The organism is Variovorax sp. PAMC 28711, assembly GCF_001577265.1.
In the GTDB taxonomy this organism is placed as follows: domain Bacteria; phylum Pseudomonadota; class Gammaproteobacteria; order Burkholderiales; family Burkholderiaceae_C; genus Variovorax.
On record NZ_CP014517.1, the window covers coordinates 1,707,595 to 1,729,517 of the forward strand.

At 67.2% G+C, this 21,923-nt stretch carries 24 protein-coding genes and 1 tRNA gene; 11 read left to right on the plus strand and 14 right to left on the minus strand.

Going from position 1 to position 21,923, the window contains the following annotated elements; genetic code table 11:
* Positions 1 to 6 precede the first annotated feature (6 nt).
* Entirely contained in the window at positions 7 to 930 is a 924-nt protein-coding gene (locus AX767_RS08515) for an NAD(P)-dependent oxidoreductase (protein ID WP_068630402.1), read from the plus strand.
* A gap of 13 nt (positions 931 to 943) precedes the next feature.
* Here the strand turns inward: AX767_RS08515 and AX767_RS08520 are convergent, their stop codons facing one another.
* The 3 genes from AX767_RS08520 to AX767_RS08530 are packed head-to-tail and all read right to left on the minus strand — an operon-like array spanning position 944 to position 2,790.
* Positions 944 to 1,711, minus strand: coding sequence for a BON domain-containing protein (locus AX767_RS08520; protein ID WP_068630405.1), 768 nt, complete (start codon positions 1,709 to 1,711; stop codon positions 944 to 946).
* Positions 1,708 to 2,328 carry an SIS domain-containing protein gene (locus AX767_RS08525; protein ID WP_068630408.1) on the minus strand — a complete coding sequence of 207 codons (621 nt, stop codon included), beginning with the start codon at positions 2,326 to 2,328 and terminating at the stop codon, positions 1,708 to 1,710. Before AX767_RS08525 ends, AX767_RS08520 begins: the two co-directional genes overlap by 4 nt.
* A 54-nt stretch (positions 2,329 to 2,382) precedes the next feature.
* On the minus strand, positions 2,383 to 2,790 hold the full coding sequence (locus tag AX767_RS08530) for a YraN family protein (RefSeq protein ID WP_068630410.1): 408 nt from the start codon (positions 2,788 to 2,790) through the stop codon (positions 2,383 to 2,385).
* Here AX767_RS08530 and rsmI point away from each other — a divergent pair.
* Positions 2,790 to 3,734, plus strand: coding sequence for a 16S rRNA (cytidine(1402)-2'-O)-methyltransferase (gene rsmI, locus AX767_RS08535; protein WP_068630413.1), 945 nt, complete (start codon positions 2,790 to 2,792; stop codon positions 3,732 to 3,734). The genes AX767_RS08530 and rsmI overlap by 1 nt on opposite strands.
* Positions 3,735 to 3,743: 9 nt before the next feature.
* Here rsmI and AX767_RS08540 read toward each other — a convergent pair whose 3' ends face one another.
* The 3 genes from AX767_RS08540 to AX767_RS08550 all read right to left on the minus strand — a co-directional run bounded on the left by AX767_RS08540 (position 3,744) and on the right by AX767_RS08550 (position 5,340).
* Complete coding sequence (locus tag AX767_RS08540; RefSeq protein WP_068630415.1) at positions 3,744 to 4,472, minus strand: glutathione S-transferase; 729 nt, start codon at positions 4,470 to 4,472, stop codon at positions 3,744 to 3,746.
* A 93-nt stretch (positions 4,473 to 4,565) separates the two neighbouring features.
* A tRNA-Arg gene (locus AX767_RS08545) sits at positions 4,566 to 4,640 on the minus strand.
* 10 nt (positions 4,641 to 4,650) lie between these two features.
* Positions 4,651 to 5,340, minus strand: coding sequence for a TetR family transcriptional regulator (locus tag AX767_RS08550; RefSeq protein ID WP_082754917.1), 690 nt, complete (start codon positions 5,338 to 5,340; stop codon positions 4,651 to 4,653).
* Positions 5,341 to 5,506: 166 nt separating this feature from the next.
* On the opposite strand from AX767_RS08550, the gene AX767_RS08555 reads away from it, so the two are divergent.
* From AX767_RS08555 to AX767_RS08570, 4 genes are all read left to right on the plus strand, one after another.
* Positions 5,507 to 6,784 (plus strand): efflux RND transporter periplasmic adaptor subunit, encoded by a 1,278-nt coding sequence (locus AX767_RS08555; RefSeq protein WP_068630417.1) that lies wholly within the window; start codon positions 5,507 to 5,509, stop codon positions 6,782 to 6,784.
* A 13-nt stretch (positions 6,785 to 6,797) separates the two neighbouring features.
* Positions 6,798 to 9,959, plus strand: coding sequence for an efflux RND transporter permease subunit (locus AX767_RS08560; protein WP_068630419.1), 3,162 nt, complete (start codon positions 6,798 to 6,800; stop codon positions 9,957 to 9,959).
* Complete coding sequence (locus AX767_RS08565) at positions 9,952 to 11,367, plus strand: efflux transporter outer membrane subunit (protein ID WP_068630421.1); 1,416 nt, start codon at positions 9,952 to 9,954, stop codon at positions 11,365 to 11,367. The genes AX767_RS08560 and AX767_RS08565 overlap by 8 nt, the downstream gene beginning before the upstream one ends.
* A 65-nt stretch (positions 11,368 to 11,432) precedes the next feature.
* Complete coding sequence (locus tag AX767_RS08570; RefSeq protein WP_068630423.1) at positions 11,433 to 12,083, plus strand: c-type cytochrome; 651 nt, start codon at positions 11,433 to 11,435, stop codon at positions 12,081 to 12,083.
* 47 nt (positions 12,084 to 12,130) lie between these two features.
* On the opposite strand, the gene AX767_RS08575 is transcribed toward AX767_RS08570, so the two are convergent.
* Genes AX767_RS08575 through AX767_RS08585 form a run of 3 tightly spaced genes read right to left on the minus strand, consistent with a single transcriptional unit; the run spans position 12,131 to position 14,145 of the window.
* Positions 12,131 to 12,658, minus strand: a complete 528-nt coding sequence (locus AX767_RS08575; RefSeq protein ID WP_068630425.1) for a DUF2946 family protein — start codon at positions 12,656 to 12,658, stop codon at positions 12,131 to 12,133.
* A gap of 39 nt (positions 12,659 to 12,697) precedes the next feature.
* A complete protein-coding gene (locus AX767_RS08580; RefSeq protein ID WP_068630426.1) occupies positions 12,698 to 13,690 on the minus strand; it encodes a YheT family hydrolase in 993 nt (330 codons plus the stop codon).
* Positions 13,691 to 13,698: 8 nt separating this feature from the next.
* Positions 13,699 to 14,145 (minus strand): YybH family protein, encoded by a 447-nt coding sequence (locus AX767_RS08585; protein ID WP_068630428.1) that lies wholly within the window; start codon positions 14,143 to 14,145, stop codon positions 13,699 to 13,701.
* 120 nt (positions 14,146 to 14,265) lie between these two features.
* On the opposite strand from AX767_RS08585, the gene AX767_RS08590 reads away from it, so the two are divergent.
* From AX767_RS08590 to AX767_RS08600, 3 genes are read left to right on the plus strand one after another with little or no spacing between them, the layout of a single operon-like run.
* A complete protein-coding gene (locus AX767_RS08590) occupies positions 14,266 to 14,880 on the plus strand; it encodes a LemA family protein (RefSeq protein WP_068630431.1) in 615 nt (204 codons plus the stop codon).
* Positions 14,881 to 14,895: 15 nt separating this feature from the next.
* A complete protein-coding gene (locus AX767_RS08595) occupies positions 14,896 to 15,813 on the plus strand; it encodes a TPM domain-containing protein (RefSeq protein ID WP_068630433.1) in 918 nt (305 codons plus the stop codon).
* Positions 15,814 to 15,815: 2 nt separating this feature from the next.
* A complete protein-coding gene (locus AX767_RS08600) occupies positions 15,816 to 16,343 on the plus strand; it encodes a TPM domain-containing protein (protein ID WP_068630436.1) in 528 nt (175 codons plus the stop codon).
* A 9-nt stretch (positions 16,344 to 16,352) separates the two neighbouring features.
* On the opposite strand, the gene AX767_RS08605 is transcribed toward AX767_RS08600, so the two are convergent.
* The 5 genes from AX767_RS08605 to AX767_RS21325 form a co-directional block, all read right to left on the minus strand.
* A complete protein-coding gene (locus AX767_RS08605) occupies positions 16,353 to 16,922 on the minus strand; it encodes a cyclic nucleotide-binding domain-containing protein (RefSeq protein WP_068630438.1) in 570 nt (189 codons plus the stop codon).
* 25 nt (positions 16,923 to 16,947) lie between these two features.
* Positions 16,948 to 17,634, minus strand: coding sequence for a ligase-associated DNA damage response endonuclease PdeM (pdeM, locus tag AX767_RS08610; RefSeq protein WP_443082770.1), 687 nt, complete (start codon positions 17,632 to 17,634; stop codon positions 16,948 to 16,950).
* 48 nt (positions 17,635 to 17,682) lie between these two features.
* Positions 17,683 to 18,231: a hypothetical protein gene (locus tag AX767_RS08615; RefSeq protein WP_068630440.1), complete on the minus strand. Its 549-nt coding sequence runs from the start codon at positions 18,229 to 18,231 to the stop codon at positions 17,683 to 17,685.
* A 74-nt stretch (positions 18,232 to 18,305) separates the two neighbouring features.
* On the minus strand, positions 18,306 to 20,936 hold the full coding sequence (locus AX767_RS08620; RefSeq protein WP_068630441.1) for a ligase-associated DNA damage response DEXH box helicase: 2,631 nt from the start codon (positions 20,934 to 20,936) through the stop codon (positions 18,306 to 18,308).
* A gap of 133 nt (positions 20,937 to 21,069) precedes the next feature.
* Positions 21,070 to 21,222, minus strand: coding sequence for a hypothetical protein (locus AX767_RS21325; RefSeq protein ID WP_156480999.1), 153 nt, complete (start codon positions 21,220 to 21,222; stop codon positions 21,070 to 21,072).
* 178 nt (positions 21,223 to 21,400) lie between these two features.
* Here AX767_RS21325 and AX767_RS08625 point away from each other — a divergent pair, with 178 nt between their 5' ends.
* Positions 21,401 to 21,682, plus strand: a complete 282-nt coding sequence (locus AX767_RS08625) for a BrnT family toxin (RefSeq protein ID WP_068630443.1) — start codon at positions 21,401 to 21,403, stop codon at positions 21,680 to 21,682.
* An 8-nt stretch (positions 21,683 to 21,690) separates the two neighbouring features.
* A complete protein-coding gene (locus AX767_RS08630) occupies positions 21,691 to 21,900 on the plus strand; it encodes a BrnA antitoxin family protein (RefSeq protein WP_068630445.1) in 210 nt (69 codons plus the stop codon).
* Positions 21,901 to 21,923: the final 23 nt, after the last annotated feature.

The window sequence follows — 21,923 nt, forward strand, 5'->3', positions numbered from 1 at the left end:
CGCGGCATGAGCAGCCTCAACACCAAAATCTACACCCTCGTTCCATCTCGCAAGGTCGCCTTCCTCGGTCTCGGGGTGATGGGCTATCCGATGGCCGGCCACCTCGCGCTGGCGGGCCACAGCGTGACGGTCTACAACCGCAGCGCCGCCAAGGCCGCGGCCTGGCAGACCGAGATTGCCGCGGCCGGCGCGGTTGCCAAGCTCGGCCAAGCGGCGACGCCGCGAGAAGCCGCAGCGGATGCCGACATCGTGTTTTGCTGCGTCGGCAACGACGACGACCTGCGCTCGGTGGTGCTGGGTGCCGACGGTGCCTTCTCCGGCATGAAAAAGGGAACCGTTTTCGTCGACCACACGACCGCCTCGGCCGACGTGGCGCGCGAGCTGTCCAAAGCCGCTTTGGCGCTCGGCCTGCAGTTCATCGATGCGCCAGTTTCGGGCGGCCAGGCCGGTGCGCAGAACGGCGCGCTGACCGTGATGTGCGGTGGCGACGCAGCCACCTTCGCGGCGGTGCAGCCAGTGATCGACGCCTTCGCGCGCGCCGTCACGCTGCTCGGCGACAGCGGCGCGGGCCAGCTGGCCAAGATGGTCAACCAGATCTGCATCGCCGGCCTCGTGCAGGGGCTGAGCGAGGCCATTGCCTTCGGCCAGCGCGCCGGACTCGACATGGAAGCCGTGCTCGGCGTCATCAGCAAGGGCGCTGCGCAAAGCTGGCAGATGGAAAACCGCGGCAAGACCATGATCGCCGGCAAGTTCGACTACGGCTTCGCGGTCGACTGGATGCGCAAGGACCTCGGGCTGGTGCTTGACGAAGCCAAGCGCAACGGCGCTCGGCTGCCGGTGACTGCGCTGGTCGACCAGTTCTACGCCGACGTGCAGCAGGCCGGTGGCACGCGCTGGGACACCTCCAGCCTCATCACCCGGCTGAAGTAAGGACCGAGGCGCCTCAGCGCACCGGCGTCGTCGTCACGGGCGGCAGCGGCTCCATCGGCGGCAGCGGCACGCGCGAGGTCGAGGCCGGTGCGGGCTGGATCGCCGGTGCGGGCGCCGCCCCGTTCGACACGGGCGCCGGGCCGGTGCCGCCTTCGCGGGTCGCGGCGGCCAGGTCGGCCTCGCTGACGATTTCCACCACCCGCACCACGCGGTCCACGCCGCTCACGCCGCGCGTGATCTCAGTGGCGCGGTCGGTTTCACGGCGCGTCGCGATGCCCATGAGGTAGACCGTGCCGCGCTCGGTCACGACCTTGAACGAGTTCGCGAAGATGTCCTTGGCGTCGAGCAGCGACGCCTTCACCTTGCCGGTGAGGTAGGTGTCGTTCGAGCGCTGCGGGAAGGTGCTGCCCGGCCCGACGGCCAGTTCGTTCACCACCGAGCGCACGTTGTCGACACGGCGCATCACTTCTTCGGCGCGCCGCTTGTCGGCCTCGCTGCCGACGGTACCGATCATCAGCACCTGGCGGTTGAAGCTCACGATCGTGATGTTCATCTCGTCGTTGGCGATTTCGCGGATGCGCGCGGCGCCCCGCAGTTCGATGCCCTGGTCGTCGAGCTGTGCACCCGAGCTGCGGCGGTCGGTCGCGACCATGCCGGCGCCCGCGATGGCGGCACCGCCGACCACCAGGGGCACGCAGCCAGAAAGCGCGGTCACCAGTGCGGTGCCTGTCAGGAGCGCGAGCGCGAAGCGCCGGGGCGTCGAGAGAAGAGAGTTCGTCATGGGGAAGGTTCCTGTTCACCGAGTAATTGGGCGTCCACCCCGTCGCACAGGCAATGCAGCGCAAGGAGGTGGACTTCGTGGACGCGCACCGCACGCTCATGCGGCACCGAGACCTGGACATCGGTTTCACGCAACGCACGGCCGATGGCGCCGGCACCGGTCGACGCGTTCGAAGCGGCGCTGCCGAGCAGCGCGACCACCGTCATGTCGCGCGCGTGGGCGGCCGACACGGCGGCCAGCACCGCAGCGGACTGGCCGCTCGCGCTGATCGCCAGCAGCACGTCGCCGGCCTGGCCGAGCGCGCGCACCTGACGTGCGAAGCGGTCTGCGTCGGCGGATTCAGGGGTGTCGGCGCGCGGGTCGGTGGCGTCGCCGGGCAGCGCGATCGCACCGAGCTCGGGCCGGTCGCGTTCGAAGCGACCGACGAAATGGGCCGCGAACTGGGCCGCCAGCAAGCCTGAGACGCCCGCACCACAGGCGAGCACCTTGCCGCCGCTGGTCACGCAGGCCAGCAACGCCTGCATCGCCTGTGAAATCGGCTTGCTGAGCGCCGGGCCGGCCTGGTATTTGAGGTCGGCGCTGTCGATGAAGTGCTGCTGTATGCGTTGCTCAAGCATGTTGGGCCGCGATGATAACTGGGGGTCGTGAAACAAAAGGTGCAGCGCCGTGCGTCAGCCTGCGTCGAAAGCGCCCTGCAGCCACTCGATCGTGCCGGCTTCGACCAGCACCACGTCGAAGCGACAGGGGGGCAGGCTGCGCAGCCGACCGAGGTAATGGCGCGCCGCGAACACAATGCGCCGCTGCTTGACATGCGTGATGCTGCCGCCGGCGCCGCCGTGGGTGCCGCTCGCGCGCTGCCTCACCTCGACGAAGGCCAGCGTGCCGTCGCGCGGATCGCGCATGATCAGGTCGATCTCGCCGCCACCGCGACCGGGGGTTCGATAATTGCGCGCGACCAGCACGAGACCCGCGTCCTGCAGATGGGCGAGCGCGGCATCTTCCGCCGCATCGCCCCGCTGCTTGGTCGTCGTTGTTGTCGCACTCCCTGCGGTTCTGTTGTTGTTCTGGAGAAAACCCATTGGCTACATTCGCTGCCGCGTCGTTCGGCGCCGCCCTGTCGGCTGCCCATGAAGCCGCGGCTGGTCAGCATTATCCGCAGGCCACGCTCTATGTCGTCGCGACGCCGATCGGCAACCTCGCCGACATCACCCTGCGCGCGCTGCACGTTCTGCAAATGGTCGACGCCGTCGCGTGCGAGGACACGCGTCACACCCAGAGCCTGCTGCGCGCCTACGGCATCGACCGGCCGAACGGCCAGCTTCTGGCGGTGCACCAGCACAACGAGGCCGAAGCGGCACAAACCGTGGTCGCGCGGCTCGCGCAGGGCGAGCGCATCGCCTATGTGAGCGACGCGGGCACGCCCGGCGTGAGCGACCCGGGCGCGCGGCTGGTGGCGGCCGTGCGCGCAGCCGGCCAACGCGTGCTGCCGCTGCCCGGCGCCAGCAGCGTGACCACGTTGATCGGTGCGGCCGGCCTGGTGGCCGGCGCTGGCGACGACGGCAGCGCCTTCGTCTTCACGGGCTTCCTGCCGACCAAGGCCGGCGAGCGCGATGCGGCGGTGAAAACGCTGGCGTTCGAGACGCGCGCCGTGGTGCTGCTCGAAGCGCCGCACCGCATCGAAAGCGTGGCGCGCGCGCTGGCGGTGCTCGGCGACCGCCGCATCACCGTCGGGCGTGAGCTCACCAAACAGTTCGAAGAAATCGTCACCGTCCAGGCCAGCGCCCTGCCCGACTGGTTCGCGGCGGGCAAGGACCGCACGCGCGGCGAATTCGCCTTGGTGCTGCACCCGATGACGGTCGCGGTCGACGACGGCGCCGAAGGCGAACGCGTGCTGCGGCTGCTGCTCGAAGAGCTGCCGGTCAAAAGCGCGGTCCGCCTCGCCGCCGAGATCACTGGCGCGCCGCGCAATGCGCTGTATGACACGGCCCTCCGGCTCCGGAATTCCGACGAGCCCAACGACTGAGCGCCGCGCTCAGCCGTCCAGTTCGGGGTAGTGGCGAAAAATGCCTTCTTCGTTGAAGGCGAGACGGCGCGGGCTCTGCAGATAGTCGTGCACACGCTGCCGGCGCGCGACGTTCGCGTGCAGCTTCGCGACGGCCGGTGTGTCGGCCAGCGCACGCGCCGCGGCCTTGGGAAAGGCATAGCGCAGCCCGGCGACGAGCTGGAACAGCGACAGGTCGGCGTAGGTCAGCGTGTCGCCCACCAGATGACGGTCGCCCGTTGGATTGCGTTGCAGCACCTGTTCGAACCAGCCCAGGAACTTGGGGATGCGCTCCTCGCGGAACCCCTTGGCGCGCTGCAGGGCGGCATCGCGCTGGTCCTCGAAGTACGCGCCGGTCGAAATCGGATGGTGGGTGTCGTGCGCCTCGGCCACCGCGTCGGCGATGGTGAGTTGCAATTGGTGCGTCCAGAGCGCATCGGCCTCGCCGGCGCCTGCCAGATCGAGCCGCGGCCCGAGGTAGAGCAGGATCGCCGCTGTCTGGCCGACCACGAGGTCGCCATCGACCAGGAACGGCGGCGCGAACGACGCCCGCGGAACGGCCGGGTCTTTGAGGCTGCGGCCGAGCGCCGCCTCGCCGCCGCCCTGGGCCGGCGGCTGCCGTGCGATATCGAGGTAGTCGGCACCCGCGGCTTCCAGTGCGAGGCGAACGAATTCGCCGCGGCCCTGGATGGTGGGCCAGTAGTGGAGTTGGTAGGGCATGCGCCATGGTGGCAGACCGGGCCGCTGCGGGCAATCTGCAGGGCGTCAGGCGAAACTGTTGCGCCATGACAGGCTTTGCGCACGCCTTGAATCTGGTCCCGTCGCCTGGAATCGAACCAGGATCTCAGCCTTCGGAGGGCCGAATTCTATCCGTTGAAATACGACGAGAAGCTTTGGATTATCGCTTATGGCAGCCGGCCCAGGCCGGCGTCGGCGCCAGCGGCAACAACGGCACGTCGGCGCGCAGGCCGGGCCGTTCGAAGCCGAGGCCCGTCAGATAGACATTGAAGGTGCGACGGCCCGCGTTCACCAACGCAAAGGCCAGCGGGTCGAGGAGCCAGTTCTGGATCAACCCGCTCATGAGGGCGTGCAGCCCCTGTGCCGCCGTGGCGGCAGGCACAGGCAGCCTGAGGTGCGCGCGCCGTGCTGCCAGACGAAGCGCTTTTTCGAAATCGACCACGCAGCTGTTACGTGCCTCGATGTGGCGCTGCTGCACCGACGCCATCTCGCCCGTGTATTCCACCTTGTGCATAGCCACCTCGAACACGCGGCGCACCTGCGGGTCTTCGGTGACGAGGCGGAGCGCATGGACCATGCCGGTTTCGATGATGGCCAGCGGGTCTTGCTCGGCCGTTCCCTTGAAACGCATCGAATCCTCCATCGGCAGCGTGATGCGCTCCATCATCGCGTTGAACAGGTCGGCCTTGTCCTTGAAGTGCCAGTAGATGGCGCCGCGCGTTGCCCCCGCCCTTTCGGCGATTTGCTGCAGCGAGGTTTGCGAAACCCCCTGGGCTTGGAACAGGATCTCGGCCGCATCGATCAATCGATGACGGGTGGCGAGGGCCTCTTCCTTCGTTCGGCGTACCAAAACTGTCTCCTTGTGGGTAAATTCCGATGTTGAACCGGTCGCCTAATATACATCCACGAATGTATGTAAACTACCGGCCTGCCGTTCGCTTGGCACGGCGGCATGGTTGATGCGCCGCTGCCGGTTGTTCGCCTCCCCTCTTATCGTTGTCCCCCGAAGGAATCGCATGCCTGTCTTGCATGTTTCTCACCGTTCGTCGTACCCGTGGCGCGCTGCCGCCACCGCTGCAGCCGTTGCTGCGCTCCTGTCCCTCGCCGCCTGCGGCAAGGGCGAGGCACCGGCCGCCAGTGGCGCGCCGGGCGGTGCAGGCGGTGCCGGCGGCAAACCCCCACCGCCCGAAGTGGGCGTCGTGGTGGCCACGCCGGGCAACGTCGGCCTGGTGACCGAACTGCCTGGCCGGCTGGAAGCCTCGCGCATCGCACAAGTGCGCGCCCGTGCGGCAGGCATCCTTCAGGAGCGCCTGTTCAAGGAAGGCACCGATGTGAAGGCCGGCCAGCCGCTCTTCAAGATCGATCCGGCACCCTACGCCGCCGCCGCGCAGAGCGCCGCCGCCGGGCTGGCGCGCGCCGAAGCGAACGCCGCGCTCGCCAAGGCGCTGGCCGACCGCTACAAACCGCTGGTCGAAGCCAACGCGGTGAGCAAGCAGGAATACGCCAACGCCGTTGCATCCGCCAAAGCGGCCGACGCCGACGTGGCAGTGGGCCGCGCGTCGGTGGCCACCGCGAAGATCAACCTGGGCTATGCCGCGGTGACAGCACCGATCTCGGGCCGCATCGGCCGCTCGCTCGTCACCGAAGGCGCATTGGTCGGCCAGGGCGACGCGACCGAGCTCGCCGTGATCCAGCAGATCAACCCGCTCTATGTGAACTTCACGCAATCGGCGACCGATGTCCTGAAGCTGCGCCGCGCGATGCAGGACGGCCAGTTCAAGCAGGCCGACAGCGCCGGCGCGGCAAGCGTGCGCGTGGTGCTTGAAGACGGCACCGAATACCCGCTGGCGGGCAAGCTCTTGTTCACCGATCTCACGGTCGACCCGACCAGTGGTCAGGTGACCCTGCGTGCCGAAGTGCCCAACCCGAAGGGCGACCTGTTGCCAGGGCTGTACGTGCGCGTGCGCATCGAGCAAGCCCAGATGAACAACGCCATCGCCATCCCGCAGCAGGCCGTGACGCGCACCCAGCAGGGCGACACGGTGTCGGTGGTCGATGCCGAAGGCAAGATCAGCAAGCGCACGGTGAAGATCAGCGCCGCGCAGAACAACCAGTGGATCGTGCTCGATGGCCTGAAGGCCGGTGAACAGGTCATGGTCGACGGCTTCCAGAAGCTGCAGATGATGCCGCCCGGGGCGCCGGTGAAGGCCGTGCCGTGGAAGGCGCCTTCGGCTGCCACGGCGCCTGCACCGGCTGCTTCGGCTGCCGCATCGGCTCCGGCCACGAAGCCGTAAGGAGCCCACCCGCATGGCCAAGTTTTTCATCGACCGCCCCATCTTCGCGTGGGTGATCGCGCTGTTCGTCATCGTCATGGGCAGCGTGGCGATCAAGCAGTTACCGATCTCCCAGTACCCGCCGGTGGCGCCGCCCGCCATCGTCATTACCACCGCCTATCCGGGCGCGTCCGCCCAGACACTCGAAGACAGCGTGCTGTCGGTGATCGAGCGCGAAATGAACGGGTCGCCGGGCCTGATCTACATGGAATCGGTGGCCCAGGCCGATGGCACCGGCACCATCACGATCACCTTCGAAACCGGCACCAACGCCGACCTCGCACAGGTCGACGTGCAGAACCGGTTGTCGCGCGCGACGCCGCGTCTGCCTGCCACCGTGACGCAGCAAGGTGTGCGCGTCGACAAGTCGCGCAACAACTTCCTGCTGTTCACCATCTTGTCGTCGGACAACCCCGCGATCGACCCGATCGCCCTGGGTGACTATGCGTCCCGCAACGTCCTGCCCGAACTGCAGCGCGTCGCGGGCATCGGACAGGCGCAGTTGTTCGGCACCGAGCGCGCCATGCGCATCTGGATCGATCCGGCCAAGTTGCAGGGCTATCGGCTATCCACCGCCGAAGTGAACGCCGCCATCCGGTCGCAGAACGCCCAGGTGTCGTCGGGCTCCATCGGCGACCTGCCCAACATCACTGGCCAGAGCATCGCCGCGACCGTCATCGTCAACGGCCAGCTCAACACGGTGGCGCAGTTCGGCAACATCGTGCTGCGCGCCAACACCGACGGCTCGGCCGTGCGCCTGAAAGACGTGGCGCGCATCGAACTCGGCGCACAAGCGTATTCGACCTCGGCGCGACTGAACGGCCAGCCGGCCGTCGGTATCGGCGTCCAGCTCGCACCGAGCGGCAATGCCCTGCAGTCGGCCAAGCTGATCCGCGCCAAGATGACGGAGCTCGCCAAGTTCTTCCCCGAAGGCGTGAAGTGGAGCATTCCCTACGACAGCTCGAACTTCATCAGCATCTCGATCACCGAGGTAGTGAAGACGCTGTTCGAAGCCGTCGCGCTGGTGTTCGTCGTGATGTTCGTGTTCCTGCAGAACTGGCGTTACACGATCATCCCGACCATCGTGGTGCCCATCGCGCTGCTCGGCACCTTCGCCGTGCTGTCGGCCCTGGGCTTCTCAATCAACGTGCTGACGATGTTCGGCATGGTGCTGGTGATCGGCATCGTGGTGGACGATGCGATCGTCGTGGTCGAGAACGTCGAACGGATCATGACCGAGGAAGGCCTGTCGCCGCTCGAAGCGACGCGCAAGGCCATGAAGCAGATTTCGGGCGCCATCATCGGCGTGACCGTGGTGCTGATCTCGGTGTTCGTGCCGCTCGCTTTCTTCGCCGGCTCGACCGGCAACATCTACCGCCAGTTCTCGGCGGTGATGGTGGCCTCGATCGGCTTCTCGGCCTTCATGGCGCTGTCGCTCACACCGGCGCTTTGCGCCACGCTGCTCAAGCCGGTGGAGCAAGGGAGCCACCACGAAAAGAAGGGCTTCTTCGGCTGGTTCAACCGCGGCTTCGGCCGCACGGCCAAGGGCTATGAAGGCCTGGTTTCGCGCATGCTCAAGCGGGCCGCTCGCTACCTCTTCATCTACGCGGCGATCGTGATCGCGGTGGTGTTCGTGTTCCGCAGCCTGCCGACCTCGTTCCTGCCCCAGGAAGACCAGGGCAACATCATCGTGAACGTGCAACTGCCGCCCGGCGCCACGCAAGAGCGCACGCTCGACGTGATGAAGCAGGTCGAGGGCTACATCCTGAAGCAGCCCGAAGTTCAGAGCATGGTGGGCGTGCTGGGATTCAGCTTTTCCGGCCAGGGCCAGAACGCCGGCCTTGCGTTCGTGACACTGAAAAACTGGGACGAACGCAAGGAAGCCGGTCAGTCGGCCGACGCGCTCGCAGGCCGCGCCTTCGGTGCGCTCTCCAAAGTGCGCGATGCATTCATCTACCCGCTCAGCCCGCCACCGATTCCTGAACTCGGCAATGCGAGCGGCTTCACCTTCCGCCTGCAGGACCGCAGCGGCCTCGGCCATGAAGCGCTGATCAACGCACGCAACCAGTTGCTCGGCATGGCGGGTCAAAGCAAGCTGTTGTCGCAGGTGCGCCCCGACGGCCTGGAAGACGCGCCGCAGCTGCAGATCGACATCGACCGCGAAAAGGCCAACGCCCTGGGCGTGTCTTTCGACGCGATCAACACCACGTTGTCGACCGCCCTGGGCTCCACCTACATCAACGACTTCCCGAACCAGGGCCGTCTGCAGCGCGTGGTGGTCCAGGCCGATGCGCAGGCCCGCATGCAGCCGCAGGACCTGCTCAAGCTCAACGCGAGCAATGCGCAGGGCCAGCCGGTGCCGCTGTCGACCTTCGCAACGACGCGCTGGGTCAACGGCGCACAACAAACCGTGCGCTACAACGGCTACCCGGCCGTGCGCATCTCCGGCTCGGCCGCAGCGGGGTCCAGCTCGGGCGCCGCGATGGCCGAGATGGAAGCGCTGGCGGCCAAGTTGCCGCCGGGCTTCGGCTACGAATGGACCGGCCAATCGCGTGAAGAAAAGCTCGCGGGCTCGCAAGCCATCATCCTGTACGGCTTCGCCATCCTGGCGGTGTTCCTGTGCCTGGCCGCGTTGTACGAAAGCTGGACCATCCCGCTCGCGGTGATTCTGGTGGTGCCGCTCGGCGTGCTGGGGGTGCTGCTGGCGACGCTGCTGCGCGCCTATTCCAACGACGTGTATTTCCAGGTCGGGCTGATCACCATCATCGGACTGACGGCGAAGAACGCGATCCTGATCATCGAGTTCGCCAAGGATCTGCAGGCTTCGGGCAAGGGTGTCGTCGAGTCGGCACTCGCCGCGGCCCACCTGCGGTTCCGGCCGATCGTGATGACGTCGCTGGCCTTCGGCCTCGGCGTGCTGCCGTTGTTCCTCGCCTCCGGCGCAGGCTCGGCAAGCCAGCGTGCCATCGGCACCGGCGTGCTGGGCGGCATGGTGACGGGCACCGTCCTCGCCGTGTTCTTCGTGCCGGTGTTCTTCGTTGTCGTGCGGACGGTATTCAAGGGCAGCAAGCGTCAGCAGGAGGCCGACCGCCGCCACGCCGAAGCCGCTGGCATCGAGGAAGAAAAACATGCATAAGAGAAAACTGTTTCCGACCGTTCTCGCCGCGGCCCTGCTCCTGGCCGGCTGTTCCCTGATTCCGACCTACGAACGTCCGGTCGCGCCGGTGCCCACCGTGTTCCCGGGCGACCCGGCGCAGCCCACGGGCACCGCCGCCGCGGCCGTCGTGTGGCAGGACTTCTTCGTCGATCCGCGCCTCGCGAAACTGATCGAGACCGCGCTGGTCAACAACCGCGACCTGCGGGTGTCGGTGCTCAACATCGAGCAAGCCCGCGCGCAGTTCCAGATCCAGCGTTCGTCATTGTTCCCGGCCGTGGGCGTGTCCGGCAGCGGCTCGCGCTCCAGCCCCAATCCATTCGCGGGTTTCAGCAGCGACATTCCCAGCGTGGCATCGCAATACTCGGTCAACCTCGGAATCACCGCCTGGGAGCTCGATTTCTTCGGCCGCATCCGCAGCTTGAAGGACACGGCGCTCGCGCAATACCTCGCCACCGAAGAGTCGCGCAAGGCTGCGCAGATCAGCCTGATCGCCGCCGTGGCGAACGGCTGGCTCACCCTGATCGCCGACGACGAACTGCTGGAGATCACGAAACAGACGCTCGGGACGCGCGACGAATCGGTGCGCCTCACCAAACTGCGCTTCGAGAACGGCGTGTCGTCCGAGATCGACTTCCAACTGGCCAATTCGCTCGCCGAAACGGCGCGTGCGTCGTACGCGCAGCAACAACGCCTGCGGTTGCAGGACGAAAACGCACTCGCGCTGCTGCTCGGCGCCCCGGTGCCCCCAGAAGCCACTGCGGGCGGCGTCGCCGGACTCGACGGCGTGAAGCCGATGCCCGACGTGCCGGCCGGTCTGCCGTCCGACCTCCTGACCGAGCGCCCGGACATCCGCGCGGCCGAGCAGCAGCTGCTTGCCGCCAATGCCAACATCGGCGCAGCGCGGGCGGCGTTCTTCCCGCGCATCTCGCTGACCAGTTCCATCGGCACCGCGAGCAGCGAGTTTTCGAACCTGTTTTCGGCAGGCACCAAGGCGTGGTCGTTCGCACCGCAGATCACGTTGCCGATTTTCGACGCAGGTCGCAATCAGGCCGGACTCGACTCGGCACGTGCAGGCCGCGAGATCGCGGTCGCACAATACGAGAAGTCGATCCAGTCAGCGTTCCGCGAAGTGGCAGACAGCCTCGCCGGACGCGCGACGCTCGGCGAGCAGTACCGCGCGACGCAGGCACAGGCCACAGCCGAAGGCACGCGTTTCCGCCTGTCCGACCTGCGTTACCGCAACGGCATTGCCAGTGCGCTCGACTTGCTCGACGCGCAACGCTCGCAATTCACGGCGCAACAGGCCGCGGTGCAGGTGCACCTGCTGCAGCTGCAGAACCAGGTCACGCTGTACAAGGCGCTCGGGGGCGGCTGGGCTGCGCGTTGAGGCCGGACGGGGCGTCCCTATAATCCCCGGTTGATTAGAAAAAAGCCCCCGATTTTGAGGACGCCATGAGCGCAGACCCGCACTACCAGGCCACAGAAGACGCCCACACCGGCCCGATCAAGAATCCCAAACAGCTGCTGCTGGCGGTATTTTTCTCGTTCATCGTTCCGATCCTGATCATCGTGGGCCTCGTGTCGTACGTGGTATCGGGGACGCATCCGGCGGGCACGGCGGAAGGCGACACCATGTCGCTCTACGGCGTGTCCAAGGACGGACGCGATCGCGAAGTCGCCGAGCGTCTCAAGCGTGTCGGCGCCATCGAGATCCGCGATGCGAACCGCGAACTCGCCGCCGGCGAAACGGTGTTCAAGGCGCAATGCGTGACCTGCCACGGCGCACCCGGCATTCCCGGCGCACCGCACCTGAACGACGCAACGGCTTGGGGCCCACGCATCGGCCAGGGCTACATCGTGCTGCTGGACCACGCACTCAAAGGCAAGGGCGCGATGCCGGCCCAGGGTGGCGGCGACTATGAAGACATCGAGATCGGCCGCGCGGTGGTTTACATGGCCAACGCGGGCGGCGCCAAATTTCCGGTGCCTGACCGTCCTGCCGCGGGTGCCGCCGCACCCGAAGGGACTGCCTCGGGTGCTGCACCGGCTGCGGCGTCGGCTGCACCTGCAACCATGACCCCGGCCAGCACCGCCGCCAAATAAACGACGTCGCTCCTGCGTCGAAAAAAGCCGGCTTCGTGCCGGCTCTTTTACGTCTGCGCGCCAGCTGCGGGACTCATGACGAACGCAAAGCGGCCCGGCAAATCGGCCGCCTGGACCGGCTCCGGCTGCCAGCGGCCCTGCTCGATCGCTTCGGCGGCAATGCCGACATCCTGCGTGTGGACCAGCCCGAGGCCGATCGGCGAGGCGAAGTAGAGCTTGCCGTCCTCGTCCAGCAAACAGGCCGAGGGTTCGACCGGCACACCGGTGTGCGCCGTGACCGAAAAATCGTCCGCCACGCGCCAGACGAACGGTGCGGCTTCCAGTTCCACGTACACGCGCTGCGGCCCGTTCTGAAAGAACCATTGGCCGGCATCGTCATGCTCGTAGTTGCGCTGGATGAAATCGATCAGCTTGTCGTGTCGCAGCAAGGAACCTTTGGCCGTGACGAACGGGCCGGCCGCCTGCGTGCGGTCGTCACGCATATACCAGTTGCCGCGCGCATCGAGGCCGAGCCAGCCATGGCAATGCGGGACGTTGGGCCACTTGGCCAGCGCTTGTTTGACGATGTCATCCATCGCGCGATTTTGCCGCCGACCGGCAGACCACGCCGTCGGTCAAAGCCCTGATTGCGCGGCCAGCCAGCCGCCCACGCGCGCCGGCATGCCGCGCACGTGGCCGGGTGGAAGCCCGAGCGGGAAGCCGACGTGCCCGCCGTGTCTCGGCTGCCACAGCGTCACATGCGATCCGACATCGGCCTGCCGCGGCAGGCTGGCGCCGGGCACGAACGGATCGTTCAGCGCGTTCACCACCAGCGTCGGGATACGGATCATCTGCAGGTGCGGCTTGGCCGAGCCGCGTCGCCAGTAGTCGTCGGTGTCCCTGAAGCCATGCAGCGGCGCGGTGAACACATTGTCGAAGGCATGCAGGTCGCGCGCCGCCATCAGCGTGTCGCGGTCGAACAGACCCGGATGCTGCGCCAGCTTGGCGAGCGCCTTCGGCTTCATGGTCTGCAGGAACATGCGCGTGTAGACCAGCTTGTTGAAGCCACGCCCGATGGCTTCGCCGCCGGCGGCCAGATCGACCGGGGCCGAGACGGCAGCCACGGCCGATGCGATCTTCGCGGCCTCGGTGCCGGCCTCTTCCGCCCAGCGCAGCAACGCATTGCCGCCGAGCGACACGCCAGCCACCAGCATCGGCCCGCCGCCCGACGCGTCGTGCTGCGCGCGCAGGCGTCCGAGGATCCAGCCGATCTCTTCGTAGTCGCCCGAGTGGTAGGCGCGTGGCGCGAGGTTCAGCTCACCGCTGCAACCGCGGAAATGCGGCACCGCGAAGGCCATGCCGCGGGCGGCGGCAAAACCGGCGAACGCCTCGGCGTAATGACTGTGCGACGAGCCTTCGAGGCCGTGGAAGAGCACGAGCAGCGGGCGCGCACCGGGGCCGAGGGCGTCGACGTGGTCGACATCGATGAAGTCGCCGTCGGGCGCCGTCCAGCGTTCGCGCCGGTACGCAGGCAACGGCCCTTCGCTGCGGCGCGCATAAAGAGCAGGCCAGATGGTCTGCAGGTTGCCGCCGGGCAACCAGCGCGGCGCCAGGTAATCGTCGTCCATGGCGCGTTTCAGTGCAGGGTTTGCGGCGCTTCGCCGACTGCATCGGGTTCGCGCGCACTGCCGGGGCTCGCGTGATGCGCCACCATGCGCCAGCCCTGCGGCGTCTTGTGATAGACGTTGGTCGCCAGCACGAAGGCATGGCGCGCGCCTTCGGTCGTGAGCACCTCGATGCGCTCCAGCACGTTGTGCACCGCGCTCGCGATGGATTCGACTTTGCGCACCCGCGCCGGCGTGGCGTGGATCGCGCCGTTGGCGAACATTTGCTCGAACGCCGCGCGGATCGCGACCGTGCCGACCAGCCGCGGGCCGCCGGGATGCACGCAGAACACCTCGTCGTCGTCCGACCAGACGCCCATCAGCGCGTCGATGTCGCCGCGTTGCAGGGCCTCGTAGAACGCGGCTTCGATGTCGTCGGCGGTGTCGCCGAGTGCGGCGACGTTCTTGGTCTTGGGCATGCGGCGAATTTTGCCTCGGCGCGGGCGGGGTCCTCGATTGCAACCCGCTGTGCGCCACGTCGGCGGGCCTTTATCTATGCTACCTTTCCGCCCTGTTTTCGCACTTCACGGGAGTTCTCCATGACCCAGACCTTCAAACGCTTCTTTCTGATGCTGGCCGCGGCCGTCTCGCTGGCCACCCTCACCGGCTGCGGCTACAACGACTTCCAGAAGCTCGACGAGGCCAGCAAGTCGGCCTGGAGCGAGGTGGTCAACCAATACCAGCGGCGCGCCGACCTGGTACCGAACATCGTGGCCAGCGTGAAAGGCGAAGCCGCCTTCGAGCAGGACACGCTCACCAAGGTGATCGAAGCACGCGCCAAGGCGACCTCGATCCAGGTCACGCCCGAGACGCTGAACAACCCCGAGGCCTTCAGCAAGTTCCAGCAAGCGCAGGGCGAACTGTCGAGCGCGTTGTCGCGCCTGATGGTGGTGTCCGAACAGTACCCGCAGCTCAAGGCCAACCAGGCGTTTCGCGACCTGCGCGTGACGCTCGAAGGCACCGAGAACCGCATCACCGTGGCGCGCAACCGCTACATCCAGACGGTAAACGACTACAACGTGCTGGCGCGCAGCTTCCCGACCAACCTCACCGCGAAGGTGATGGGCTACCCGCCGAAGGCCAACTTCAGCGTGCAGAACGAGGCTGAAATCTCCAGGCCGCCGACGGTCGACTTCACCGCCCCAAAGAAGTAAATCTTCAAGCCCAGCATGCTCACAGCCCGCATCTGGCGTGCGCTCGCAGCGGTCTTGTTGATCGCCTTTGCCTGCGGCGGCGCGTGGGCGCAAGGCCTGCTGCCGGTGCCTGCGCTGACCGCGCGGGTGATCGACCAGACCGGCACGCTCGACGCCGCGCAACGCGACAGCCTCGAGGCGAAGCTCGCCGCGTTCGAGCAGAAGAAGGGCTCCCAAATCGTCGTGCTGATGGTGCCCACCACCGGGCCCGAAGACATCGCGAGCTTCGCCAACCGCATTGCCAACGACTGGAAGATCGGCCGCAAGGACGTCGGCGACGGCGTGCTGCTGATCGTCGCCAAAGACGATCGCAAGATGCGCATCGAAGTCGCCAAGACGCTCGAAGGCGCAGTGCCCGACCTCGCCGCGGCCCGCATCATCGACGAGCAGATGAAGCCGCGCTTTCGCGACAACGACTTTGCCGGCGGCATCGGCGCGGCGCTCGACCAGCTCACCGCACGCATCAGCGGCGAAGCGCTGCCGGAAGTGGCCGCGCGCAACGGCGGCGAGCGTGGCGGTGCACTCGGTGGCGGCCAGGGCATCGACTGGGGCGAACTCGGCATCTTCCTGTTTGTCGGCGTGCTGGTCGTGGGGCGTGTGGCGCGCTCGATTTTCGGCAACAAGCTCGGGCCACTGGTCACGGGCATCGGCGCCGGCGTGATCGCGATCGTCGTCACCTCCAGCGTGGTGCTCGCCGTGATCGCCGCCGTGGTGGCGCTGATCTTCACCCTGTTCTCCGGCGCGATCCCGCTGCCGATCGGCGGCATGGGCGGCGGCGGTGGACGGGGCGGCGGCTGGGGTGGCGGCGGATTCGGCGGCGGCTCGTCGGGTGGCGGTTTCAGTTCCGGCGGTGGCGGCAATTTCGGTGGCGGCGGCGCCTCGGGGGACTGGTGACCATGGCGCACGCAACAGGTTTCTGGGCGCGGGTCGCGCGCATCTGGCGTCACCGCTGGATCGACGAGGCCGGGGTGCGACGCGTGCTGCCCGTCGAGCTGCTTGCACGGCTCGGCCAGCGCGTGGGCGCCAGCGAGCAACGCCACAGCGGCGAGATCCGCATCTGCGTTGAAGCCGGCCTGCCGATGTCTTACCTCTGGCGCGCGGCGCCGGCCCGCGAGCGCGCGATCATGCTGTTCGGCAAGCTGCGCGTCTGGGACACGGCCGACAACAACGGCGTGCTCATCTACCTCTTGCTGGCCGAGCATGCGATCGAGATCGTGGCCGACCGCGGCATCGACGCGCACGTGAGCGATACCGAGTGGGCTGCGATGACGCAACGCATGGGGGCCGCATTCCGCGAGCGCCGCTTTGAAGACGGGCTCACGCAGGCGCTCGAAGAAGTTTCCGCGCTGCTGGTCGCGCACTTCCCGCTGACGGACGGCGCGGCCAACCCCAACGAGTTACCCGACACGCCTGTGGTGCTCTGAACGCTCGGCTCAGGCGCCGTTTTCCAGCAGCCGCTGATTGATCGCGTGCGTCGCGTTCAGCTCGCGCTGCACGGCACGCGTCACCTGAGTGAGAGTGCGAAGCCGCCGGTTGCTTTCGCGCAAGCGGTCCGCGAGGCCTTTTGAGATCGCGAGCAGCAGCCGGGCCGCGGTGCCGGGGTGCGTCTGGATGAGCCCCATCAACGCGCCGCGGGACAGTGTGGCCAGCTTCAGGTCGGTGAGCGCGGTGCAGGTCGCCGAGCGTGGCGAGCCGTCGATGAGGCCCATCTCGCCGATCAGGCTGCCGGGGCCGATCATCGACACCACCACTTCTTCGCCCGTGACGCCGGTGCCGCTTTCGGCGCGCACATCGCCTTCGAGCACCAGCGCCATGTAGTCGCTGTCGTCGGACTCGCCCTCCTCCATCACGATCAGGCCGGTGCGCACGAAGACCGGTTCCATGGCGTCGATGACGCGCAGCGCCTCGTCGAATTGCAGTTCGGCCAGCGGCGCTGCGTGCATGAGCAGGCGTGCGGCGCGTTCGCGCAGATCGGTGATTTCGAGAGGATCGGTGTGAAGCATCGCAGCGGTAAGACAGGGAACAGCGTCAGGACGGCAAGGCCCACACCGCTGCCCCCCCGACCGCGTGAAACCGCCGCCCGGGCGCCGCTTCCATGAGCCAGCCGCCAGTGAACTCCCCGAAGGCCGGCAGCGTCGCCTGCTGCGCGTCGCTCACGAAGCACGGCATGCGCACGCTGTCGCGGCCCTTGCCGTAGAGCTTACAGGCCGGATGCAGGTGTCCAGCGAGAACGAAGTGCGTTGCGTGGGTTTGCGGGTGGTGGCAGCACGCGAAAGGGCCGAGCAGGAAGGGCTCGTCGACCACGTCGATGCAGAGCGCAGCGGGCGGATCGCCGGCGCGGCTGTCGTGGTTGCCGCGCACCAGCGTCATCGCGATGCCGGCATGGCGCGCGCGCCACGCCTCGACCGCCGGCAAGACGCTTCGGGCCGCCGCGGCATGGAGGAAGTCGCCGAGAAAAACGATGCGGTCCGGTGCGTGCTGCGCGATGAGCAAATCGAGGCGCGACAGATTCTCCCGCGTCGTGCCGCCGGGCACCGGCTGGCCGAGCGCGCGATAGGTCGCAGCTTTTCCCAGGTGCAGATCGGCGACGAAAAGGGTGCTGCCGGCGGGCCACCACAACGCGCGTTCGGGCAGCAGATGAAGCACCTCGCCACCCCAAAGGACATGGCATGGCGCAGCAGGAGAAAGGGAAGGCGAAAGAATGGTTTCGGTCACTGCGCGGGAGTTTCGCAAAAGCGCCGAAACCGTGCGTGTGCCCGGGATTCACGCGGCGTCCGTCGGCCCCTGCAGCACCTTGCCGTCGCCGATGAACGCTTCACCGACCAGTATCCGGAACACGGTACCCGGCAAGAAGCGGGGCACCGCCTTGGCTGACGCAAGAAACTCGACCTGCACCGTCTTCGCCTGGCCGCGCCGGAACCCTTCCCCGGCCGCCACGAACCAGCGCGCCGAAAAGCCCTGGTTGTCGACCACCAGCGCGCAGCGGTGCACCCCTTCGGCGACAAGCCGGTCTTCCGCCGGCACGGCGGCGGGGCGCAGCGTGATCTCGACCAGCGCGTGCGGCACGAAGGCGCTGCCCTCTGCGAAATCGGGTGGCGCCACGACGGCAGCTTCCGGCCGGCGCACCTTGCCGATCAGCCAGCCCACCACGTTGCCGATCACCGGCACCCACAGCACCATCATCAAGGTGCCGAGGTTGCGCGCGGTCGTGCCCGGGACTGCGTAGTGACGGATGACGGCGCCCAGCACCGCGACCGCCAGCAGGACGATGACGATAACCTTGCGGCGGAACTGGATGTTGGAACGGCTCATGACGGCATGGTCGCACGCCTGCGTTCGGACAACGGTGACACCGATGTCGTCGGCCGACCACCCACCCTTTGACCTCACAACGGCGGCAGCGGCCGCGAGGGCTTGCGCTCGCGGCGCGGCTTGCCGGCGCGGGCGGCACCGCCGCGCTCCGGCGCACCTTCCTGCCCGAACGCGAGCGTGTTCTTGACCGCGTCGACACCGCCCGCCGGCACCGCGCCACCCGCGGCTTTTTCGAGTTGGTCAACCATGCGCGCGATGCGATCGGCCACGCTTTCGTTGGTCAGCTTTTCGCGAAAGCGCTCGATCATCAGCGGGAACGCGAACGGCGTCGGCCGCGCGAGGGCCTGCACCACGAGCCCCTGCGACGCGATGCGCGCGAGGCTCGCGCGCAGGCGCCCGATCTCCAGCTCCTGCGCCAGCAATTCCTCCTCGGCCTGTAGCAACAACCGGTTCTGCGGGTCGTACTTGCGGAACACCTCCCAGAACAGCGACGACGACGCCTGCAGCTGCTTGTTGCTGCGCTTCTCGCCGGGATAGCCCTGGAAGATCAGCCCCGACACGCGCGCGATTTCGCGAAACCGCCGTTGCGCCAGCTCGCCGGCGTTCAGGCTCTCCAGCACCTCGTGCAGCAACCTCGATTCGTCGACCGGCGCCAGCACTTGCGGCAGCAACGTCGGCCAGTCGACTTCGGTGGCGCTGAGCAGCTCGAATCCGTAGTCGTTCACCGCGATCGAGAAGGTGCGCGGTGCATGTTGAGCCACTCGCCAGGCGATCAGGCTGGCCAGCCCGAGGTGCACATGGCGGCCCGCGAACGGATAGAGAAACAGGTGCGAACCTTCGCGCGTCTTCAGCACTTCGGCCAGCAGGGTTTGCGGCGTCGGCAAGGCCGACCACTGCTGCTGGATTTCAAGCAGCGGCCGCACGCATTGCAGTTCGGGCGAGTCGTACTTGCCCTCGCCGGCCAGCGCCAGCTGCTGCACGACCGCGTCGGCCAGCGTGGTCGAGAGCGGCATGCGTCCGCCGTTCCAGCGCGGCACCGCCGGGCGCTTGCCCGAGGCGCGGCGCACCCATGCCGTCATCTCGCGGATGCGCACGAGCTCGAGCAGCCGGCCGCCGAAGAGGAAGCAGTCGCCCGGCTTCATGCGCGCGGCAAAACTCTCTTCGACGGTGCCGATTTTCGTGCCGCCGACGTACTGCACCGCCATGCTCGCGTCGCTCACGATGGTGCCGATGTTCATGCGATGGCGGCGCGCCAGCCGCGCATCGGGCACGCGCCACACGCCTTCGGCATCGGGCACTGCGCGCTGGTAGTCGGGGTAGGCCGCGAGCGACGCGCCGCCCTGCCGCACGAAACCCAGACACCAGTCCCAGCTGTCCTGAGACAGCTTCGCATAGGCCGCCGTGCTGCGCACTTCGTCGTACAGGTCGTCGGGCAGGAAGCCGCCGCCCAGCGCGACGGTGACGAGGTGCTGCACCAGCACGTCGAGCGGTTGCTCGGGCGTGCTGCGCGCCTCGATGTGGCCGGCCGCGATGGCGTCGCGCGCCGCAGCGCCCTCCACCATCTCGATGCTGTGCGTCGGCACGAGCGTGATGCGCGACGGCCGCCCCGGCGCATGGCCCGAGCGTCCCGCGCGCTGCAGCAGGCGCGCGACGCCTTTCGGCGAGCCGATCTGCAACACGCGCTCCACCGGCAGGAAGTCGACGCCCAGGTCGAGGCTCGACGTGCACACTACCGCGCGCAGCTCACCGCTCTTGAGCCCCGCCTCGACCCACTCGCGCACCGCACGGTCGAGCGAGCCGTGGTGCAGCGCGATGAGGCCGGCCCACTCGGGCTTGGCTTCGAGGATCGCCTGGTACCAGATCTCCGACTGCGACCGCGTGTTGGTGAAGACCAGCGTCGTCTTGCTCGAAGCGATCTCCTCGATCACCTGCGGCAGCATCGTGAGCCCGAGATGCCCGCCCCACGGAAAGCGCTCGGCACGTCCGGGCAGCAGCGAATCGATCACCAGCTGCTTCGGCACCGCGCCCTGCACCATCGTGCCCGCCGTGCTGCCGAGCAGCGTGCGCATCGCATCGTTCAGGTTGCCGAGCGTGGCCGACATGCCCCACACGCACAACGCCGGGCTCCATCGCCGCAGCCGTGCCAGCGCCAGCTGCACCTGCACGCCGCGCTTATTGCCGAGCAGCTCGTGCCACTCGTCGACCACCACCATCTTCACCGTGCCGAGCACCTCGCTTGCGTCGGCGCGCGAGAGCAGCACCGACAGGCTCTCGGGCGTGGTCACCAGCACGGTGGGCAGACGCGCGTTCTGCGCACTGCGCTCGGCCGAAGGTGTGTCGCCGCTGCGCGCGCCAGCGGACCAGTCGGGCGCGAGCGATTCAAGGGGCTGCTGCAGCGCGCGCAGCGTGTCGGCCGCGAGCGCACGCATCGGCGTGATCCAGAGGACGGTGAGGGGCGGCGCGGTTTTTCGTGCCGGTGCCCGCGCGGACGCATCCTTGGTCGCGGACTTTTTCGGCTTGGCGGTTTTGGGCGGCACGGCGAATGCGAGCAGCGCGCCGAGCCAGACCGCATAGGTCTTGCCCGCGCCCGTGGTGGCGTGGAGCAGGCCGGATTCGCCGGCCGCGATGGCCTTCCAGACGTCGCGCTGGAACTTGAAGGGTTTCCAGCTTCGGGATTGGAACCAGTCAGCTAGGCGGCGGTGCATGCTGTGTTGTGAGTGGCATGTTCATCATTCGAAGCATTCGGACACCCATTCCGGCACTCGCGGTCGGTCGCCACGACCAATTCGCGTGGGCCATCAACTTGCCGACGGTGACCCTCTGCATTCAGCCGACAGTTCACCATCTCTGCACCAGCTTTTGATAAGCCTCGTCGAGACTTCTTGAAAACACCTTTGTGTTGGCCACAAGATGCTTCTTTTCGCCGTAGATTGATTCGTAGTCGATCTCGACGTCGATGCGCTTGCCGGCAATGAGTTTGACGAGTTCCATAGAGCAACCTTCAGCATTTTGCATCCTGGGTCTGTGGCGATGCAGAGATCGACACCGGCACATCGGCGCAGGTGCCGGGACGGAGCGCTCCAGCGCGGCTTCGGGCAGAGGCCGGGTGATCGCCAGGTCTTCCAGCGGGGAGTTATTCTGAAAACTACAACGTAGTTAAACTATCGACATGAGCTCACTTCTGTTCGAATGGGATGAACGCAAGGCGGCCCTTAACGCGAGGAAGCACGGCGTCACCTTCGACGAAGCGAAGTCCGTGTTCGTCGACGAGCGTGCCAGGTTGATCGACGATCCGGATCATTCAGACGATGAAGAGCGCTTTGTCCTCCTCGGCCTGAGCAGCGCGCTGAGGTTGCTGCTGGTCTGCCATTGCTACCGAAGCGAAGGCAATGTCATCCGCATCGTTTCGGCTCGCAAAGCAACCGGCCGCGAATCAAAGGCCTACCCCTAAGGTGTCACATGCGCAAAGAATATGATTTCTCGGCGGCAAGGAAAAATCCCTACGCAGCCCAGCTGAAAAAGCAGATCACGATCCGCTTGGATGAAGACTCCATCACGTACTTCAAGTCGATCTCCGAGGATGTGGGCATTCCGTACCAGAGCCTGATCAACCTGTATCTGCGGGATTGCGCAGCTTCGCATCGCAAGCTGAATTTGAACTGGAAGTAGGCGGGCGCTGCTGGCAGGTGCTT

Coding starts and splice junctions, on each gene's coding strand:
- AX767_RS08515 (WP_068630402.1), top strand. CDS start 7: ATGAGCAGCCTCAACACCAAAATCTACACCCTCGTTCCATCTCGCAAG.
- AX767_RS08520 (WP_068630405.1), bottom strand. CDS start 1,711: ATGACGAACTCTCTTCTCTCGACGCCCCGGCGCTTCGCGCTCGCGCTC.
- AX767_RS08525 (WP_068630408.1), bottom strand. CDS start 2,328: ATGCTTGAGCAACGCATACAGCAGCACTTCATCGACAGCGCCGACCTC.
- AX767_RS08530 (WP_068630410.1), bottom strand. CDS start 2,790: ATGGGTTTTCTCCAGAACAACAACAGAACCGCAGGGAGTGCGACAACA.
- AX767_RS08540 (WP_068630415.1), bottom strand. CDS start 4,472: ATGCCCTACCAACTCCACTACTGGCCCACCATCCAGGGCCGCGGCGAA.
- AX767_RS08555 (WP_068630417.1), top strand. CDS start 5,507: ATGCCTGTCTTGCATGTTTCTCACCGTTCGTCGTACCCGTGGCGCGCT.
- AX767_RS08560 (WP_068630419.1), top strand. CDS start 6,798: ATGGCCAAGTTTTTCATCGACCGCCCCATCTTCGCGTGGGTGATCGCG.
- AX767_RS08565 (WP_068630421.1), top strand. CDS start 9,952: ATGCATAAGAGAAAACTGTTTCCGACCGTTCTCGCCGCGGCCCTGCTC.
- AX767_RS08570 (WP_068630423.1), top strand. CDS start 11,433: ATGAGCGCAGACCCGCACTACCAGGCCACAGAAGACGCCCACACCGGC.
- AX767_RS08575 (WP_068630425.1), bottom strand. CDS start 12,658: ATGGATGACATCGTCAAACAAGCGCTGGCCAAGTGGCCCAACGTCCCG.
- AX767_RS08580 (WP_068630426.1), bottom strand. CDS start 13,690: ATGGACGACGATTACCTGGCGCCGCGCTGGTTGCCCGGCGGCAACCTG.
- AX767_RS08585 (WP_068630428.1), bottom strand. CDS start 14,145: ATGCCCAAGACCAAGAACGTCGCCGCACTCGGCGACACCGCCGACGAC.
- AX767_RS08590 (WP_068630431.1), top strand. CDS start 14,266: ATGACCCAGACCTTCAAACGCTTCTTTCTGATGCTGGCCGCGGCCGTC.
- AX767_RS08595 (WP_068630433.1), top strand. CDS start 14,896: ATGCTCACAGCCCGCATCTGGCGTGCGCTCGCAGCGGTCTTGTTGATC.
- AX767_RS08600 (WP_068630436.1), top strand. CDS start 15,816: ATGGCGCACGCAACAGGTTTCTGGGCGCGGGTCGCGCGCATCTGGCGT.
- AX767_RS08605 (WP_068630438.1), bottom strand. CDS start 16,922: ATGCTTCACACCGATCCTCTCGAAATCACCGATCTGCGCGAACGCGCC.
- AX767_RS08615 (WP_068630440.1), bottom strand. CDS start 18,231: ATGAGCCGTTCCAACATCCAGTTCCGCCGCAAGGTTATCGTCATCGTC.
- AX767_RS08620 (WP_068630441.1), bottom strand. CDS start 20,936: ATGCACCGCCGCCTAGCTGACTGGTTCCAATCCCGAAGCTGGAAACCC.
- AX767_RS21325 (WP_156480999.1), bottom strand. CDS start 21,222: ATGGAACTCGTCAAACTCATTGCCGGCAAGCGCATCGACGTCGAGATC.
- AX767_RS08625 (WP_068630443.1), top strand. CDS start 21,401: ATGAGCTCACTTCTGTTCGAATGGGATGAACGCAAGGCGGCCCTTAAC.
- AX767_RS08630 (WP_068630445.1), top strand. CDS start 21,691: ATGCGCAAAGAATATGATTTCTCGGCGGCAAGGAAAAATCCCTACGCA.